Origin of the sequence: Variovorax endophyticus, assembly GCF_025376855.1 — a bacterium.
Taxonomy (GTDB): Bacteria; Pseudomonadota; Gammaproteobacteria; order Burkholderiales; family Burkholderiaceae_C; genus Variovorax.
In genome coordinates this window covers 205,912-223,480 of record NZ_JAHUTH010000002.1, presented here as the reverse complement: position 1 = coordinate 223,480, position 17,569 = coordinate 205,912, and the positions used below count along the sequence as shown (strand labels likewise).

Here is a 17,569-nt window from a genome sequence, read left to right as displayed (position 1 = left end):
TCTCGTGCGGTTCTCTCGGTGCGCCTACCAGGGCATGGTGGCTCCCCCGTTGGCGCGCAGGATCTGCCCGGTCACGAACGATGCGGCGTCGGAGGCCAGGTAGAGAAACTGATGCGCGATGTCGTCCGCATCGCCGACCCGCTGCAGCGGCGCGCGTTGGGCCCAGGCCGCGAGATAGGCCTGTCGCGTCGCATCGTCGTCATCGTTGCGCAGCATGGAAAGCCGCGTCGGCACGAAGCCCGGCGCCACGACGTTGGCTCGGATGCCGAGCGGCCCGGCTTCAGTGGCCAGGGTCTTGGTGAACATCACGACCGCTGACTTGGCGACCGAATAGCTCGCGCTTCCCGGGAAGGCGAGATCGATGGCCGACGAGGCCATGTTGACGATGGCGCCGCGCTTCGCGCCCGTCATGCATTCCAGCGCCGCCTGGCTGCCGAACAGCACGCCCTTGAAATTCACCGCGAAGACGCGATCGAAGGAGGCCTCGTCGAGGTCGGCGACCTGCTGGCCGTCGCCGGGGACGCCCGCGATGTTGCACATCGCGTCCAGTCTGCCGGTGCGGGCGCAGGCGGCGCGCACCGCCGCCCGCACGGCCTCCCTGTCGGTGACATCGAGTCCCTGGGAGTGGGCCGTGGCGCCCGTGGCCCTGATCTCGGCGGCCGTGGCCTCGGCGGCATCGGCATCGATATCGGCGCAGACCACGCATGCACCCGCGGCGGCCATCAGCCTTGCCACGGAACGGCCGAGTCCGGCGCCCGCGCCGGTCACGAAGGCCGTGCGGTCCGCCAGGGAAAGTGCGTTGGAGAAGTTCATTGATCTGGGACGGGTTGATGAAGATCCTTTGCTTTGCGAATTACAAGACAATATGAATCGAAAGTGGATGGATGAATACCATGATAGGGTTATCGATCATCCCGGATTGGCAAAACAAACAATACAGTTTGACTCGTAAGTGGTCGTCGATGCGACGCACTGGAGCCGGTGGCCGACCCACACCTGCTTCTCGTTGTTCCCCGGGTTCCCTGCAAAGGACATCGTGTTGGAAACCGTTGGCATTTCCTTCTCTTCGTTGCCGCCGTCGTGGCGCCTGGACGGCCGCGTGGCTTTCGTCACCGGCGCTGGAGGCGCCATCGGCGGCGCCGTCTGCAGGGCCCTGTCAGAGGCCGGGGCCCGCGTGGTGTGTGCCGATCTCTCGCCGGAAGCGGCCCAGGCCACCGCCCGCGCGGTGGACGGCGAACCCGCCGTGCTGGACGTCTGCGACAGGAAGGCCTTCGATGCCGCGGTGCACGACGCGGCCGGGCGCCTCGGCAGGCTCGACGTGATGTGCAACATCGCGGGCATTCCAGGCCGCTCGCAACGTGTCGCGGAGCTGGAGGAGGAAGCCTTCGACCAGATGTTCGCGGTGCACTTCAAGGGCGTGCTCTACGGCTGCCAGGCGGCGCTGCGCTGCATGCTGCCGGCGGGGCGCGGCGCCATCGTCAACATGTCCTCGGAAGCCATCGATATCGCGCCGGCCACCATTGCCAGCTACTCGGTGTCCAAGGCCGCGGTGTCCATGTTGAGCAAGGTGCTCGCGGCCGAAGTGGGACCGCGCGGCGTGCGCGTCAACACCGTGGCGCCGAGCTTCATTCCGAGCGCGCTGTCGCTGCGCCGCTATCAGGACGACGAGCAGGGGCGCCAGCGCTACCTCGACGGGTGGGCCGCGAAGTCGCCGCTCGGCACGCTGTGCTCCGCGGACGACGTGGCCATGCAGGTGCTCTATCTCGCCAGCGATGCCGCCGGCTTCGTTTCCGGACAGACGATGCGCGCCAATGGCGGCATCTCGATGCCATGGTAGCCAGCCGACAGCTGCGATCGCCGGTGCGCCCCGCGGGCTTCGCGGCGGGCACGGGCCTTGGCAAGCTCGTGCCGTGCAGGGGCGGCAGCGGGCTGGTTCTTTCCTTTTTCTTCATGACACCGATGGGAGATTTCCGATGCGCATCGCCAACCTAGACGGACGCGCGACGCTGCTGCGCGCCGGTGGCCGCGGGGTCGACGTGGAGACGGCCTCGTCGGGCCGCTTCTCCCACGATCCGCAGCAGGCGTTCGAGTATTGGCCTGCCTTGCAGGCCTGGGCCGCCACGCTCGATGCCGCGTGCTTCTTGCCGCTGGCAACCGACAAGCTGCGGAACCCGGTACCGCGGCCGCGCCAGGTGTTCGCGCTGGGTGCCAACTACCGGGCGCATGCCGCCGAGGCCGGCGTCGCACCGCCCGAGGTGCCGGTGATCTTCACCAAGTTTCCGAGCTGCCTCACGGGACCCTGCGATGCCGTGGCATTGCCGACGGCGCGGGTCGACTGGGAGGTGGAACTCGTCGTGGTCATGGGCCGGGAAGCCCGCGACGTGCCGCGCGCCGACGCCTGGTCCTTCGTCGCGGGGCTCACGGCGGGGCAGGACCTGTCGGAGCGCACGATGCAGAGACAGGGACCGCTGCCGCAACTCTCGATGGCCAAGTCGCTCGCGGGCTTCGGGCCGCTGGGCCCGGCGGTCGTGAGCGTGGACGAGTTTGCCGACCCCGACGACCTCGAGCTCGGCTGCGCGGTCAACGGCGAGCGCATGCAGTGCTCGCGCACCTCCGATCTGATCTTTCCGGTGCCGGCGTTGATCGAATACATCTCGCGCCACTGCACGCTCTATCCAGGCGACCTGATCTTCACGGGCACGCCCCAGGGCGTGGGCGCGACCCGCCGCCCACCTCGCTTCCTCGCGCCGGGCGATGTGCTGACCACCTGGGTCGAAGGCGTGGGCGAGCTGCGCAACCCGATGACCGGACCGGGCAGTCGCGAACAAGCATCTCTTTCCAGCCCATGAACCACGGAGCCATTCGCATGAAAGCCGTCATGATTTCCGAAGACCGCAAGATGGTGGTCACCGACATTCCCGAAGCCGCCTTGCGCCCCGACAGCGTGCGTGTGCGGGTCCAGCGCTGCGGCATCTGCGGCACCGACCTGCATGCGCGCGCCAATGCCGCCAATCCGCGCTGGAAGGCCGGCTGCATCCTCGGCCACGAGATCGTGGGCGAGGTCGTCGAGGCGGGCGAGCAGGTCCGGGCCTGGCACCCCGGCGACCGCGTCGCGCTCCATCACGGCACGCCGTGCGGGGTCTGCGCGATGTGCACCAGCGGCCGCTCGCACCTGTGCATCGATCATCTGGACGCCGCGCTGGGCCATGGCGTGGCCCAGGGCGGCTATGCCGAGAACCTGGTGGTCCCGGCCGACCTGCTGCATCGCATACCCGATGCGCTGAGCTACGACCAGGCGGCCATTGCGGAACCGCTGGCGATCGCCGTCCATGGCGTCAGGAAATCGGCGCTGCGCCCCGATGATCCGGTCTGCGTGCTCGGTGCCGGACCGATCGGGGCGATGACGGCCTGCGCGCTGCGCGCGAACGGCAGCACGAACGTGGTGCTGGTCGACCCCAATCCGGGCCGGCGCGCGCGCCTGTCGTCGCTGGGCTTCAGCGCCGTGGGCCTGGAGAACGTGCTGGAAGCGGTCATGGAGGCGCTGGGCGGAAGGCGGCCGGTGGCGGTGTTCGAATGCGCGGGCCATGTGGACGCGGCGGGACTGGCCGTGAACCTCGTGGACTACAGCGGCCGCATCGTGTTGCAGGGCGTGCCGATGAAGCCGGTGTCGATCTCGCAGTACGCGGTGGTGCAGAAGGAGGTCGAGATCGTCGGCGCCGCGAGCTGCACGCGGGCGGACATGGACGAGGCGCTGGAGCACCTCGCGTCGGGGCGCGTGCCCGCGCACCTGCTCGTCACCTCGGTCGTCTCCCTGGCACAGACCGACGGCGCCTTCGACGCCCTGGTCGACCCGAAGGGCTCCGAGCTCAAGGTGCTGATCGCGCCCTCCCTCTGACTGTCGAACCCACAGGAGAAGAATGCCATGCGAATTGCCGAACTGGGCCATGCCGGCCTGCATGTCCACGACCTGGGCCGGATGCGCGATTTCTACGAGCGGGTGCTCGGGCTGCGCGTCACCGACGAGGATCCCGAACTCGGACTGGTCTTCCTGTCGTCGCGGCCGGAGGTGGAACACCACGAGTTCGTGCTGGCCCGCGGACGGACCGCGCCCGCCGACGTCCGGCTGCTCAACCAGATCTCGTGGCGCGTCAAGGACGCCGCGGCCCTGCAGCACTACCAGCGGGTCTTCGAGGCGGAAGGCGTGCGCGTTCAGTATGTGGTGACGCACGGCAACGCCATCGGCATCTATTTCCTCGACCCCGAGGGCAATCAGCTCGAGGTCTACTGGACCACGGGGCTCGAGGTCGCGCAGCCCTTTCGCAAGTCGATCAGCCTGGAGGGGCGGCCGGAGGAAATCGCCGCGCGCAACGCCACCCTCGTCGCCGCCGGCGGTCCGCGCTACTAGTTCAGCACCCGCATCGGTTCACCCCATTCCCGGAGCAGACCATGGCCCACATTCCAGCGGCTTCACCGGACGCGGTCCGGTCGACCGACACGCCTTCCACGCGACTGCCGGCCGGCGCGCTGGCCTGGGCGCTCTACGAGGGCGTGCGAACGCCCTACGTGACCCTGATCAAGGTCTACATCTTCATCCCCTACTTCGCGACCGTGGTCATCGGCGATGCGGTGAGCGGCCAGGCGCTGGTGGCCAAGCTGGCCACGATCTTCAGCCTGTTCGCGGCCCTGACCAGCCCGCTGCTCGGGGCCCACGTGGACCGCTTCGGCGCGCGCAAGCCCTGGCTCGCGGCGGTCACGGCCGCGATGGTGCTGCTGATCGCCTGCCTGTGGTGGGTCAAGCCCGACGGCTCGGGGCTGTCGGTGCCCGTCACCTGCGTGCTCCTCGCGTTCATCAGCGTGCTGTTCCACTACAGCGAGGTGCTGCACAACTCGCTGCTTTCCCATGCGGCACCCGCGGCGCAGGCCTCGGCCACCTCGGGCCTGGGGCTGGCCCTGGGCAACGGCCTCGCCGTCGTGCTGCTCGCGTTCTCGCTGTGGGCCTTCGCGCTCCCCGGCAAGATCTCCATGGCCTTCCTGCCCGATGCACCGCTGTTCGGCCTGTCGAGGGCGTTGCACGAGCAGGAGCGCATCACCGCGCCCATCGTCGCGCTGATCTTCGCGCTCGGCGCGATTCCGCTGTTCCTGCTGACCAGGGATGCGCCCAAGGGCCGGGCGGGCGGGGGCATCTCCGCCAGCTGGGACCAACTGCTCGGCACGCTGAGGAACCTCAGGCAGGACCGCCGCATGGCGCTGTTCCTGGGCTCGCGCATGGTCTATACCGACGGCGTCACGACGATCCTCGTCTTCAGCGGCGTCTACGCGGCCGGCGTGATGGGATGGAAGGTGCTGGAAATGCTGACCTTCGCGATCGTCGTCAGCGTGTTCCTCGCCCTGGGCGGCCTGCTGGCGACGCGCCTGGACAATGCCTTCGGCGCCAAGCGGGCCATCCAGATCGAGCTGGTCATCGTGATCGCATGCCAGCTCGTGCTGCTGGGCTTCGGGCCCGGGAAGATCCTGTATCAGGCCTACGCGGCCGAAGTCCTGTGGAGCGGGCCGGTCTTCAGGACGCTGCCCGAGATCCTCTTCGTGCTCGTGAGCTGCATCAATGCCATGGGCCTGTGCGGCACCTATGCGTCCAGCCGCGTGCTGTTGACCCAGCTGGGAACGCCCGAGCGCATGGCGGGCTGGTTCGGGCTCTATGCGCTGTCGGGCACGGTGACCATGTGGCTGGGAGCGGCCCTGGTCGGCCTGGCGACCAGCTATTTCGGGACGCAGCAGGCCGGCTTCGTCGCGCTGATCGGGCTGGTGGTGCTCGGCCTCGCGGGCCTGTCGCGGATCAGGGTCGGGCCGTGAGAGACGGGGCGCGGGGCCGTGGCTCGAGATGATGCTGACCGGGAAAGGGGAGACGCGATGGCATGCGACGATGCACGAAAGCTCGTGGGCACCTGGGACCTGCTGAGCTACCGCGTGACCCTGGCCGACGGCCAGGTGATCGAACCGCTGGGGCCGCGGCCGCGCGGGACCGGCATCTATACCGCGCAGGGAACGGTCGCCGCGCAGCTGATGCGCACGGGCAGGCCGCGCCTGGGCACCGCGCGAGGCATCGCCGGCCTGGACCTGGAGCCGCGGCTGCTGGCGCAGGCCTTCACCGGATACATCGCCTACAGCGGCCGGTACGTGGTGGACGCGGTCAGTGCCATCGTCGACCACCATGTCGAATGCAGCCTGATGCCCGACTGGGAAGGCACGACCCTCAGGCGCGGCTATGCGTTCGAGAACGAGCTGCTGGTGCTGCGCCCCTCGCCCAGCGAAGGCCGCCACGCCGAACTGCGCTGGCGCCGGCGCATCGGTTGACGCAGTGCGGCCTCTAGGTTGCGACGAGGCGCGTGATCAACGCCTTCACGACGCGGCGCGACAAGGGCTTGCCGGTCACGGCGGCGTTCGATGCCAGTCCGCTCAGGATCACGAGCACGAGGTCCAGGTCCAGGCCATCGCCCCAGCGAAGCGGCTCGGCCATGGTTTCCAGCGCCTTGCCGACCGCTTCCCGGCGCACGCGCACGGCTTGCTGGGTGCGTTCGAAGGCATCGGGATGGGCCTTGATCTCGGCGATCAGGAAACCCACCGCCGGCGTCACGAGCGGCTGCGCATAGGCATGTTCGAGCGCGAGCGCGAACTTGAGCAGGTAGTCGACCGGCGTCTTGGCCGAGAAATCCATCGGAAAGTGGAAGGCCTGGTTGACCGCCTCGGCCACGGCATCCGCGGGGCTGGCCCAGCGACGATAGAAGCTCGCGCGCGAAACGCCCGAGCGGGCGCAGATCTCGTTGACCGTGAGCCCCGAGAATCCCTTTTCCGCCAGCAGCTCGAGGGCGGTCCGCATGATGCCTTCGCTGACTTCGGGCGAGCGGGGGCGACCCATGACCGATTCGGGCGGTGCGGCCTCTTCCGCCGCAGGAGGAGACCCTGGTTTTTCTTTGCGCATTGACCGATCCACTGTAAGAAAGCAAGGAGGCTCGCCAGCCCGGCGAAGGCTGGCGACGCCTCGTATTCTGCTGAACTTTATAGGACCGGCCGGGCCGGGCTCCGCGTGGCCCGGGCTAGGCGATCATTCGCGAATCCAGCTCCCTCAGCAGCCGCTGCAGCTGCCCGGTCGGTGCCTCGTCGAGCCCTTGCAGCGGCAGCCGCGGCACCCCCGCCTCGAACCCCCGCAGCCGCAGCCCAGCCTTCACGGTCGTCGGCAGTCCGCCCTTGAGGATGAACTGCAGCACCTCGAGCTGCCCGTAGAAGATCGTGCGCGCCGCTTCCATGTCGCCCGACAGGCAGGCGTCGTAAAGCGCGACGGGCCAGGCCGGAATGATGTTGGGCGCCGCCGTGCACCAGCCCACGGCGCCGGCCGCGAAGGCCTCGAGCGCCAGCGGATTGCTGCCGTTGAAGAACGGGATCTCGCCGGTCGACAGTTGCCGGATGCGGTGCATGCGCTGGATGTCGCCCGTGCTCTCCTTGACCATGGTCACGTTCGCGATGTCCCGCACGATGCGAACGATCAGCTCGGGCTGCATGTCGACGCCGCTGGTCGCGGGGTTGTTGTAGAGCATGACCGGCAGGCCGATCGCGTCGGCGATGCTCTGGTAGTGGCGAAAGATCTCGGCCTCGCCGAGCTTCCAGTAGGACACGGGCAGCACCATGACCGCGTCGGCGCCGGCCGCTTCGGCGAACCGGGCCTTGCGCACCGCGTTGCGGGTCGTGAGGTCCGAGATGCCGACGATCACCGGCAAGCGCTTCGCGACCTGCGCGATCGACGCCTCCGCCACGGCATCCCATTCCTCGTCGGACAGGTAGGCGCTTTCGCCGGTGCTGCCGAGCGGTGCGATGGCATGGGAGCCCGACAGCACCAGCCGCTCGACCACGCGGCGGCTGGTCTCGATGTCGACGGCGCCGCTGCGCTCGTCGAAGGCGGTGATGGGATAGGAAACGATGCCGAGGATTTTCTTGTTCATGGAAATGAATGAGCAAAGGGTGGATGGAAAGAAAGCGATAGGTGTCAGGCCGGCGCCATCGGCTGCTGGGCCGCGAGCTTCTCTGCCATGAGCTGCGCGAGCAGGTCGAAGACGGCCCGGATATGGGGCAGGTACTGCAGGTCGTACTGCACGCTGATGAACAGCGGCACTCGCGCGGAGCGGTCGGGCAGCAGCCGGATCAGCCCGAAGGACTCGGCCTCGGCATAGGAAGGCAGCAGCACCACGCCCAGGCCCTCCTGCGCCGCGAACAGCTGCGAGAACATGCTGGTCGCGCGGAAGCCGATGCGCGGCGCATCGACGAACTCCTCGAGCCAGCGTGCCGAGGGCAGGTAGATCGGGTCGTCGATGTAGCCGATGAAGAAGTCCTGCGCCAGGTCCTCGGGCCGCGCGATCTCGCGGCCCGCGAGATAGGAGGCGCTGGCATAGAGATGGAAATGCACGTCGGCCACCTTCTGCGTGTGCAGCGACTTCGGCGGGGGCTCGAAGAAGCTCACGAAGATGTCGGACTCGCGGCGCGCGATGTCCACGTAGTTCGAGGTGGTGGCGAGCTGGATCTCGATCGCCGCGAAGCGCTCGTGCAGCTTCCTGACCGCGCGCGAGATCAGCATCGCGCCCACGCCCTCCATCGTTGCGATGGAGACGGTGCCGGCGTTCTGCCCGAAGCGGTCGGCGGTCAGTCCCTGGATTTCGTGCAAGGCCGTTTCCATCTTCTCCACCCTCGTGAACACTTCCCGCCCGAACGGGGTCAGGACGATGCCCTTGCGGTCGCGCCGGAACAGCGTGCCGCCCGAGCTGTACTCCACCTGCGCGAGGCGGCGGCTGATGGTCGACTGGTCGACGCCCAGCTTGCGCGCGGCGGGCGCGAGCGCACCGCCGCGCGCGACTTCGAGCAATGCGCGCAGGTGGTCCCATCCGAGTTGATCCAGGGGCAGGTGCTTGGTGGCCATGGCGTTGAAGGCTGAACGAAGGAGCGAAGACATTAGTCCAGCGTGGGCCCGGGCGCCATCGGTGCAAGCTTGCGGTTCAGGCCGCGGCCCGGGTCTCCCTGGTGTCGCGCAGCCAGATCGCGCCGATCACGAAGGTCATGAGCGCGCCTGCGACCGGATAGGCGAGGCCGGCATAGATGTTCCCGTGCTCGGCCACGAGCGCGAAGGAGATGGTCGGCAGCAGCCCGCCGAACCAGCCGGCGCCGATGTGATAGGGCAGCGACATCGAGGTGTAGCGGATGCGCGCGGGGAACATCTCCACCAGCAGCGCCGCGAGCGGCCCGTAGGTGATGGCCACGAAGCCCATGAAGACCAGCAGGATCAGCACCACCATTGGCGAGTCGATGCCCGCGCGGTCGGCCGTCGTGGGATAGCCGGCGCCCTGGAGCGCGGCGCCGATCCGCGCGCGGAAGCCGTCGATCTCGGCCTTGCTGGCGGGCTCGAAGGCGTTGCCGTTCGCGACCAGCCGTCCCTGCACCGAGGCGATGGCCCGGTCACCGACGGTCACGGTCGCCAGTTCGCCGGCCGCCGCGTCCTTGACCTCGTAGCTGGCCGCGCTCTGCGCCAGCACGCGCTTGGCGATGTCGCAGGAGGTCCGGAAGTCGACGTCGCGCGCGATCGGGTTGCCCTGGAACGAGCATTCGCGCGGGTCGGCCGTCAGCACGATCGAGGCGCTGCGCTGGGCGCGTTCCAGCGCCGGGTTCGCGTAGTGCGTGAGCGCCTTGAACAGCGGGCCGTAGGACAGGGCGGCCACCAGGATGCCGATCATGATCAGCCACTTGCGGCCGATGCGGTCCGACAGCGCGCCGAAGAAGATGAACAGCGGCATGCTCAGCACCAGCGAGGTGGCGAACAGCGTGTTCGCGTAGATCGGATCCACCTTGAGGATCTGCGTGAGGAAGAACAGCGCGTAGAACTGCGAGGTGTACCAGACGATCGATTGCCCGGCGCACAGGCCGAACAGGCAGATCAGCACGATGCGCAGGTTCTTCCATTCGCCGAAGGCCTCGCGTACCGGCGCCTTGCTGATGCCGTTGCCGGCCTTGAGCTTGAGGAACACCGGCGACTCCTTCATCGAGACCCGGATGTAGACCGAGAGCACGAGCAGGCCCAGCGAGATGATGAAGGGGATGCGCCAGCCCCAGGCGTCGAACTGCTCGGGCGACATGGTGCTGCGCACGCCGAGGATCACGACCAGCGACAGCAGGAAGCCGAGCGTCGCGGTGGTCTGGATCCATGCCGTGCTGGCGCCGCGCTTGTGCGGCGGCGAGTGCTCGGCCACGTAGGTGGCGGCACCGCCGTACTCGCCGCCGAGCGCCAGGCCCTGGCACAACCGCAGCACGATCAGGATGATCGGCGCGGCCACGCCGATGGTGTCGTAGTTGGGCAGGAAGCCGACCGAGAAGGTCGAGATGCCGATCAGCAGCAGCGTGATCATGAAGGTGTACTTGCGCCCGATCATGTCGCCCAGGCGCCCGAACAGCACGGCGCCGAGCGGCCGCACGATGAAGCCCGCGGCGAAGGCGAGCAGCGCGAAGATGAAGGCGGCCGAGGGGTCGAGCGCCGAGAAGAACTGCTTCGCGATGATGGTCGCGAGCGAGCCGTAGAGGAAGAAGTCGTAGTACTCGATGACGGCGCCCACGGAAGAGGCCACGATGACCTTCCTGCCTTCCGCGCGATGTGTCGCACCCGTCAGGGTTGCGGGGATGTCCATGCTTGTCTCCTGTCTTTTGGTTCTGGAGGGAGGAGGCCGCCCGGTGGGGGCTCCCTCCCTGGCCGGCCACGTGGCGTGGCCGGTGGCGGGCGCTTCAGGCCTGGCGGCGCGCCCGGATGTCGGCCACCACCTTGGCGACCTGCTCGGCGCTGGCGCCCTTCACGCGCGCATTGATGCGCACGGTGCCGAAGCCGACGAACAGCACGAGTTCGTCGGGGCCGGGCGCGCCCGGGATCGCGAGGGTGATGCCGTCCATGGCGTCGTAGTCCCAGGCGTCGTCGGCGCCGCCGAACAGCAGGTCGACCGAGCCGCCGGCCGTCGACACCTTGGCATTGCCCGGAATCAGCGCGGGGCCCGCGCCGAGGCCGGTGCGCATGGCCAGGCCCAGGCGCGGATGGATCAGGGCCGCGCCGTGCTCCGACTCGCCGGCCGTGCCCACCAGCGCGGCCTTGCCGTAGGCGCGGGGCTTCTCCTCGCCCGCGAAGTGCGAGAGCGCGCGTTCGGTCAGCAGCGTGCCGATCTCGACCGAGCGCTGCGCGAGGTCGGCCAGCTCGGCATCGGTCGCGGCGCCGCGTCCGGCGCAGGGGTTCTTGAAGATCGCGGCGGCGACCACGTGGCGCGAGGGCGCGGCGGCGGCGCGGCCGCCCTCGGCGAGCGTGTTCCTCTCGAACACGAAGATCTGTCGAATGGTCTCGAGCGTTGATGGGCTCATGGGGGTCTCCGTCCTGTGGATGTGGCTGAATCGCCCGGTCCCTGCGTCGCAGGGGCTGAAGTGGCGGACGGAGATTAGGTTCGCGAGGCCCTTCTGTCAGTTTGCAAGAACGCAAGCGGGCTTGCGTTTTTTGGGCCTGGCGGTGCACGTCGATGCGCGCTGGCAGGGAAGAATGACCGGAACAGGCCGCTAGCGCTTTTCCGAACTCAGCTTCGAACGATGCGCTGCCTGCTTGGCGCGATTGCCGCAGACGGCCATGCTGCACCAGCGGCGAATGCGTCCACGCGTCGTGTCGAGAAACATCAACGTGCAGGCCGGACCCTCGCATGCCTTCACGTGGGTGAAGTCGGCGGTCGTCAAGAGCTCGGCCATGGATTGGGCGATCGGCAGCAGCAGCGAATCGGCGGAACGCCAGCGGCGGCGGCGCACCCATACCAGCTCGGAGGGCTCGTCCCCGGAGGCTGACGCCTTGTCGCCGATCTCGATCTGCTCGAACGCCTCGTCGCGCGCCAGCAGCCGGTTCAGCGCTTCCAGCTCCTTGAAGGATTTGCGCGTGAGCCGCGCGCCCTGGTGCTGCCGGACGAAGGCCCTGAACCACTCGCGCAATGCGCGCGCCTGCGCGGCCACCGCATCCAGCTCGCCCGGACCGGCCGCCTCGCCCAGTTCTCGCAGCACTTGCGGATCGACCATGCCGGCCTCTCGCAGCCAGTTCAACAGGTCCTCGCCCGAGCCGAGCCACTCCACCTGCGTGTCGGTCGGGACGGCCACCGAATTCAGGAAGTCGAGTGCGGGCGAATCCGCCAGGAACATCGGCGGGGGCCGGACCTCGCTCATTCGCGATCTCCCGGTCGCGGGCAGCGAAGTCCTCGGCGCGGTTGCGCGTGGGCACACGGGATCGAGCATTTCATTGGGTATCGATGGGTCATGGGATCGAAGCTCCTTGCAGTCGCAATGCGCACATCGGTGGATGCCGGTACAGCGAAGTTCCTGGCATTTTCCCCCGCCGCGGTTCCGGCACGGCACCGCGGGCAGTGCGCAGATTAGATTATTAATAACCTAGCCAATATAGTTTGACAGGTTATTAAGAAGACTTTAATCTCGGCGCCGAACAGACGACAGGCATCGGGTTTCGAGCGGTGGTTGGCCACCGAGCGCCGGGCCGGCGCGGGAGCTCCCAAAGCGAGGAGGGAGCCATCCAAGGAACGCGAGGAACGCATGAAGAACGCAGTGGCCATCGTGTCGGGCGCCAGCCAGGGGATCGGGCGCGAGACCGCCATCCGCCTGGCCAGTGATTTCGGCCGGGTAGTGCTCGTCGCCCGGAGCGAAGAGAAGCTGAAGCAGACGGCACAACGGGTCGAGGCCGCGGGGGCGTCCAGCCTCGTCGTCGTCTCGGACCTGGGCGAGCCGTCCGCTGCCGCCGAAGTCGTCGAGCGCACGATCGGCGAGTTCGGCCGGATCGATGCGGTGGTCAACATCGCGGGTGCGGTGCCGCAGGTGGACCTGCTGGAGATGACCGACGCGCAATGGGACGCGGGCCTCGGCCTGAAGCTGCACGGCGCGCGCAGGCTGACGGTGCATGCGTGGAAACATCTTTGCGCGACGAACGGGGCCGTGGTCATGACCTCCGGGAACTCAGCGTTGTTCCCGAAGGCTTCCTATGCGGCCGTGGGAACGGTGAACGCCGCGATCGTTGCGCTGGCCAAGGCATTCGCCGACCTCGGGATCCGCGACGGCGTGCGCGTCAACAGCGTGCTGCCCGGGCCCGTCATGACCGAGCGCCGTCGTTCGTACCTCGCGCACTGGGCGCCAGCGCACGGCATGAGCTTCGACGAGGCGCTCGAGAGCTTCCCGAAGGAGGCAGGGATCGCCCGCTACGGAGAGCCGCGGGAGATCGCCGAGCTGATGGCCTTCCTCGTGTCGCCGGCGGCGCGCTGGCTGACCGGCACGGCCATCCGCATGGACGGCGGCGAGGTCAAGGCCGTCTGATTCGAGGCCGTCGGGCGGCCTCGCCGCGGCGGCACCCAGGTCGAAGTTTTTATCAACAACCGGAATCATCCAATGTCGGAATCAGTCGTGATAGTGACGGGCGCGAGCTCGGGCATCGGCAAGGCCACGGCCCTGCGGCTCGCCAGGAACTTCTCGTGCGTCGTGCTCGCCGCGCGCAGCGGGGAACAACTGGAGCAGGTGGCGGCGCAGGTGCGCGCGCTGGGCGCGCAGGCGCTCGTCGTCGAGGGCGATCTTGGCGATCCCCAGGCCGCGGAGACGGTCGTGGCGCGGACCCTCTCGCAGTTCGGAAGAATCGATGCGCTGGTGAACGTGGCCGGCGCGGTCCCGGGACTGGACCTGTTCGAGATGACTGACGCGCAATGGGACAGCAGCCTGGCACTGAAATTCCATGGCGCCCGCAGGCTCACCTTGCGCGCGTGGGAGGCGTTGAAGTCGTCGAAAGGCGCCGTCGTCTTCATCTCGGGCACTGCTGCGGAAGCGCCGAAGGCGGCGTCTGCCGCCGTGGGCACGATCAACGCGGCGATCGAGGCGCTGGCCAAGGCTTTCGCCGATCGCGGCATTGCCGATGGCGTTCAAGTGAACAGCGTTTCGCCGGGCGCGGTCATGACGGGCCGGCGCATGGGAATGATCGAGAAGCTCGCGAGCGCGCGCCATCTCGACCTGGACGCTGCCAAGGCAGCGGTTCTCGCGAGTTCGGGCATCGCGCGTTTCGGCGAGCCGGAGGAGATCGCGGATCTGATCGCCTTCGCCGTGTCGCCGGCAGCCCGCTGGATGACCGGCACGGTGCTGCGCATGGACGGCGGCGAGATCAAGTCGATCTGATCGGGGCAGCCCGATATCCCTGAGCCGGTGCGGCCGGCCACCGCGGACATCGGGCCGCGTCGGTCCAAGCGCTCAGTAGCGCGTCGCTTCGCTGCCGAACGCGCGGGCCGCGTCGGCGATGAATCCGATGACCTCGCCCGGCGCCGACACGCTCGGCGCATGGTCGGCCGAGATCGAGCGTTCGACCGCCTGCATCCGCTGCGCCATGAAGCGCTGTGTCGAGGCCGCGATCATTCGATCGTCCTGCGCCACCAGGTACCACGCGGGCCGGGTCTTCCACAGCGGCCGTCCGACGGGCACCGTGATGCATGACACGGAGATCGGCCGCTGCACGGCCGCCAATACGCGTTGGTCTTCCGGCGAGGCGTTCTGTGCGAATGCGTCGGCAAAGGCTTCGTCGGGAAGCCAGATCCATCCGTCGCCATCGGGCGCCAGCCGTGGCGCTTTCTCGTGCGGCTCGGCGCGTCCGAAGACCTCCAGCACCGTTTCCCCTTCGTCGGGCGCAAGCGCCGCCACGTACACCAGGCCCGCCACGCGCTGCTCGGTGATCTGCGCGATCACCGCGCCCGCATAGGCATGCCCGACCAGGATCAACGGCCCTTCGATGCGTGCGAGGCTGCGCTTCAACGCGGCCACGTCGTCGGCAAGGCTCGTCAGCGGCAGCGGGGCCGCGACGGCCTCGATGCCCGCCTGCTCCAGGCCCGCAATCACCCTTGCCCAGCTGTATCCGTCGGCCCAGGCGCCATGGACCAGCACGGCGGTCATACCGCGATCATTCATCTTGTGCTCCTTCGTTCGACTCCCGCTCCTGTGCTCCCGATCCGGACCGCTGGGCGGTCTCTTCGCTCCACCGATTATGCCTCTGAGTAACCTATTTGAGATTATTTGAAAGGTTACTTTGTTGAGTGTCGAATGACTCGGCATCGCTTTCGATAGACAGATGGCGAAGGTGAGGCGGGTGTCGGATGTGCCCGCGGTCCGGCCCCCTGTTCGGGACCTGCCCCATGCTTTTGGCAGGAAGCACACCCGATCTGGCAGTCCCTGCCCCCTCGGCCGCGCGCACGGGGCGTCGGCGCGCCGGACACTGGGTTCGCACTTTCGCCAACCCCGATTCCCGGAGAACCCATGAACGAATCCATCGCCGGCATCCGCATCCCCGACAGCCAGATGGCGCGCGAGGCCACCGAGCTGGTGCGCGACACCGAGACCGCGCTGCTGTTCAACCACTCGCGGCGCGTGTTCCTGTTCGGCGCGCTGACCGGCGAGCGCCGCGGCCTGGCCTGCGACGCCGAGCTGCTCTACATCGGCGCGATGTTCCACGACATGGGCCTGGTGGCGCCCTACAGCAGCAGGACCGAGCGCTTCGAGGTCGACGGCGCCAATGCCGCGCGCGATTTCCTCGTGCGCCACGGCATCGCCGAGCCCGAGGTCGAGCAGGTGTGGGATGCGATCGCGCTGCACACCACGCCGGGCATTCCGCAGCACAAGAAGCCGGTGGTGGCGCTGGTCACCGCGGGTGTCGAGATGGACGTGCTGGGCCTGGCCTACGACGCCTTTCCGACCGAGCAGCGCGAGGCGGTGGTGCGCGCGCATCCGCGCGAGGCCGACTTCAAGGAGGGCATCATCGACGCCTTCGCCAAGGGCACGCGCTTCAAGCCAGAGACCACTTTCGGCAACGTCAAGGCCGACGTGCTGGCGCTCAAGGACCCCACGTACAAGCGGCTCAACTTCTGCGGGATGATCCTCGGCTCGTCGTGGAACGACGGCGCCTGCGGCGTGCCGGGCTGCCGGCACTGAGCATGGCTTCTAGCCGGCTGTCGTCACGTGCACGCCGGGCCGGCGGCCATCGTTCCAGCGGCCGCCGATCGCGCGCTCGATCTGCGCGCTGAGCTGCAGCAGCAGGCCGTCGTCGGCCTGCTTCGCCTGCAGCTGCATGCCCAGCGGCAGGCCGTGCTCGTTGAAGGCCAGCGGCAGCGAGATGCCCGGGATGCCGCAGAGGTTGGCCAGCGGCGTGTAGGCGAAGTTCTGCCAGAGGTTGTCGAACCAGTCGAGCACCGAGGGGTTGTCGCTGAGCGTGAGGTATTCGGTGGTGCCGACGCGCGGCGTGGGCAGCGCGGTGATCGGGGTGAGGATGAGGTCCCAGTCCTCGAAGAAGGCGCCGAAGCCGCGCGCGGTGGTGTTGAACACCGTCTGCATCCTGAAGCGCTCGGCATAGGAGATGTCGCGCCCGGCCTCCCAGATCTTGATGTTGATCGGCTCGATCAGGTCGGCCGGTGGCTGCTCGAGGCCGAAACGCGCGAGGAAGCCCTCGATGGTCTGCGCGAAGTTGCTGATGTAGCAGGTGGTCTGGGCCGCGAAGGCGGCGCGGATGTCGACCGCGGGCAGCGCCCATTCGACGTGGTGGCCCAGGCCCTCGAGGAAGCGCCCCACGCGCTCCAGCTCGGCCACGATGTGCGGCGTGGCGCGGAAATCGCCCCACTCGTGCGACATCGCGATGCGCAGCGGCTTCGGGTCGCGTTCGATCAGTTGCGTGTAGGGCTCGTCGGCCTTCCAGTAGGGCATGAACTCGCCGGGCGCGCCGCCGCGGCAGTGGTCGACGAAGGCCGCGGTGTCGCGCACCGTGCGGCTGTGGCAGCCCTGGATCGACACCAGGCCCGTGAGGTCCGACAGCGCCGGCGCGATCGAGAACACGCCGCGCGAGGGCTTGAGGCCGATGTTGCCGTTCACGCCCGCGGGAATGCGGATCGAGCCGCCGCCGTCGGTGGCGTGCGACAGCGGCAGCACGCCTGCCGCCACCGCCGCGCCCGTGCCGGCCGAGGAGCCGCAGGTGGTGTAGTCGAGGTTCCAGGGATTGCGCGTGACGTAGACGGCCGGGTTCTCGGCCGAGCTGCAGACGCCGAACTCGGGCGTGGTGGTGCGACCGATGATGTTGAGCCCGGCCTTGCGGATCTGCTGCGTCAGGTGCGTGTCGGCGGTGGCGCGCTGGCCCTTCATCAGCAGCGAGCCCATCTCCTGCAGCCGGCCTTTCATGGTCGGGCCCAGGTCCTTCATCAGGTAGGGCACGCCCGCGAACGCGCCCGCGGGGTTCATGCCGTCGGCCAGCGGATCGGCCACCACGTCGTCGAAGACCTCGACCACCGCGCTCAGCGCGGGGTTGGTGAGCGCGATGGCGGCGCTGGCCTGGGCCGCGAGCTCGGCCGGCGTGACCTGCCCGCTGCGCACCAGCGCGGCGAGCCCCACGCCGTCCTGTTCGCTCCATGCCTGCCAGCTCATTGCCAAAGTCATCCGTTGCTCCTGTCGAGAAAAGAAAAAGGGG

Annotated in this window: 18 protein-coding genes; 9 read left to right on the top strand and 9 right to left on the bottom strand. The window is 68.4% G+C overall.

The window, feature by feature from the left end:
* Positions 1 to 24: 24 nt before the first annotated feature.
* Positions 25 to 813, bottom strand: a complete 789-nt coding sequence (locus tag KV106_RS03780) for an SDR family NAD(P)-dependent oxidoreductase (RefSeq protein WP_261206196.1) — start codon at positions 811 to 813, stop codon at positions 25 to 27.
* A gap of 139 nt (positions 814 to 952) precedes the next feature.
* Between KV106_RS03780 and KV106_RS03775 the strand changes: the two genes are divergently transcribed.
* The 6 genes from KV106_RS03775 (at position 953) to KV106_RS03750 (ending at position 6,351) form a co-directional block, all read left to right on the top strand.
* Entirely contained in the window at positions 953 to 1,837 is an 885-nt protein-coding gene (locus KV106_RS03775; protein ID WP_261206195.1) for an SDR family NAD(P)-dependent oxidoreductase, read from the top strand.
* Between the two features lie 136 nt (positions 1,838 to 1,973).
* Positions 1,974 to 2,849 (top strand): fumarylacetoacetate hydrolase family protein, encoded by an 876-nt coding sequence (locus tag KV106_RS03770; protein ID WP_261206194.1) that lies wholly within the window; start codon positions 1,974 to 1,976, stop codon positions 2,847 to 2,849.
* A gap of 17 nt (positions 2,850 to 2,866) precedes the next feature.
* Positions 2,867 to 3,895, top strand: coding sequence for a zinc-dependent alcohol dehydrogenase (locus tag KV106_RS03765; protein WP_261206192.1), 1,029 nt, complete (start codon positions 2,867 to 2,869; stop codon positions 3,893 to 3,895).
* A 27-nt stretch (positions 3,896 to 3,922) separates the two neighbouring features.
* Positions 3,923 to 4,405 (top strand): VOC family protein, encoded by a 483-nt coding sequence (locus tag KV106_RS03760; protein WP_208508640.1) that lies wholly within the window; start codon positions 3,923 to 3,925, stop codon positions 4,403 to 4,405.
* Between the two features lie 41 nt (positions 4,406 to 4,446).
* Positions 4,447 to 5,850, top strand: a complete 1,404-nt coding sequence (locus KV106_RS03755) for an MFS transporter (RefSeq protein WP_261206186.1) — start codon at positions 4,447 to 4,449, stop codon at positions 5,848 to 5,850.
* Between the two features lie 57 nt (positions 5,851 to 5,907).
* The gene (locus KV106_RS03750) at positions 5,908 to 6,351 is read left to right on the top strand and encodes a lipocalin-like domain-containing protein (protein ID WP_261206184.1); all 444 of its coding nucleotides are present in this window, start codon (positions 5,908 to 5,910) and stop codon (positions 6,349 to 6,351) included.
* A 13-nt stretch (positions 6,352 to 6,364) separates the two neighbouring features.
* Here KV106_RS03750 and KV106_RS03745 read toward each other — a convergent pair whose 3' ends face one another.
* From KV106_RS03745 to KV106_RS03720, 6 genes are all read right to left on the bottom strand, one after another.
* Positions 6,365 to 6,874, bottom strand: a complete 510-nt coding sequence (locus KV106_RS03745; RefSeq protein WP_261206182.1) for a TetR/AcrR family transcriptional regulator — start codon at positions 6,872 to 6,874, stop codon at positions 6,365 to 6,367.
* Positions 6,875 to 7,091: 217 nt separating this feature from the next.
* Positions 7,092 to 7,991, bottom strand: a complete 900-nt coding sequence (locus KV106_RS03740) for a dihydrodipicolinate synthase family protein (RefSeq protein WP_261206180.1) — start codon at positions 7,989 to 7,991, stop codon at positions 7,092 to 7,094.
* 44 nt (positions 7,992 to 8,035) lie between these two features.
* Positions 8,036 to 8,959, bottom strand: coding sequence for a LysR family transcriptional regulator (locus KV106_RS03735; RefSeq protein WP_261206178.1), 924 nt, complete (start codon positions 8,957 to 8,959; stop codon positions 8,036 to 8,038).
* Positions 8,960 to 9,035: 76 nt separating this feature from the next.
* Complete coding sequence (locus tag KV106_RS03730; protein ID WP_261206176.1) at positions 9,036 to 10,712, bottom strand: MFS transporter; 1,677 nt, start codon at positions 10,710 to 10,712, stop codon at positions 9,036 to 9,038.
* A 94-nt stretch (positions 10,713 to 10,806) separates the two neighbouring features.
* Positions 10,807 to 11,424: an amino acid synthesis family protein gene (locus KV106_RS03725; RefSeq protein WP_093346426.1), complete on the bottom strand. Its 618-nt coding sequence runs from the start codon at positions 11,422 to 11,424 to the stop codon at positions 10,807 to 10,809.
* A gap of 189 nt (positions 11,425 to 11,613) precedes the next feature.
* A complete protein-coding gene (locus KV106_RS03720) occupies positions 11,614 to 12,258 on the bottom strand; it encodes a CGNR zinc finger domain-containing protein (protein ID WP_261206170.1) in 645 nt (214 codons plus the stop codon).
* Positions 12,259 to 12,639: 381 nt separating this feature from the next.
* Between KV106_RS03720 and KV106_RS03715 the strand changes: the two genes are divergently transcribed.
* Entirely contained in the window at positions 12,640 to 13,410 is a 771-nt protein-coding gene (locus KV106_RS03715; protein WP_261206168.1) for an SDR family oxidoreductase, read from the top strand.
* Positions 13,411 to 13,482: 72 nt separating this feature from the next.
* Positions 13,483 to 14,253: an SDR family oxidoreductase gene (locus KV106_RS03710; RefSeq protein ID WP_261206166.1), complete on the top strand. Its 771-nt coding sequence runs from the start codon at positions 13,483 to 13,485 to the stop codon at positions 14,251 to 14,253.
* A 72-nt stretch (positions 14,254 to 14,325) separates the two neighbouring features.
* Here the strand turns inward: KV106_RS03710 and KV106_RS03705 are convergent, their stop codons facing one another.
* On the bottom strand, positions 14,326 to 15,033 hold the full coding sequence (locus tag KV106_RS03705; protein ID WP_261206164.1) for an alpha/beta fold hydrolase: 708 nt from the start codon (positions 15,031 to 15,033) through the stop codon (positions 14,326 to 14,328).
* Positions 15,034 to 15,378: 345 nt separating this feature from the next.
* Between KV106_RS03705 and KV106_RS03700 the strand changes: the two genes are divergently transcribed.
* The gene (locus KV106_RS03700; protein WP_261206162.1) at positions 15,379 to 16,050 is read left to right on the top strand and encodes an HD domain-containing protein; all 672 of its coding nucleotides are present in this window, start codon (positions 15,379 to 15,381) and stop codon (positions 16,048 to 16,050) included.
* Between the two features lie 9 nt (positions 16,051 to 16,059).
* Here the strand turns inward: KV106_RS03700 and KV106_RS03695 are convergent, their stop codons facing one another.
* Positions 16,060 to 17,538, bottom strand: coding sequence for an amidase (locus KV106_RS03695; protein WP_261206160.1), 1,479 nt, complete (start codon positions 17,536 to 17,538; stop codon positions 16,060 to 16,062).
* Between the last annotated feature and the right edge of the window lie 31 nt (positions 17,539 to 17,569).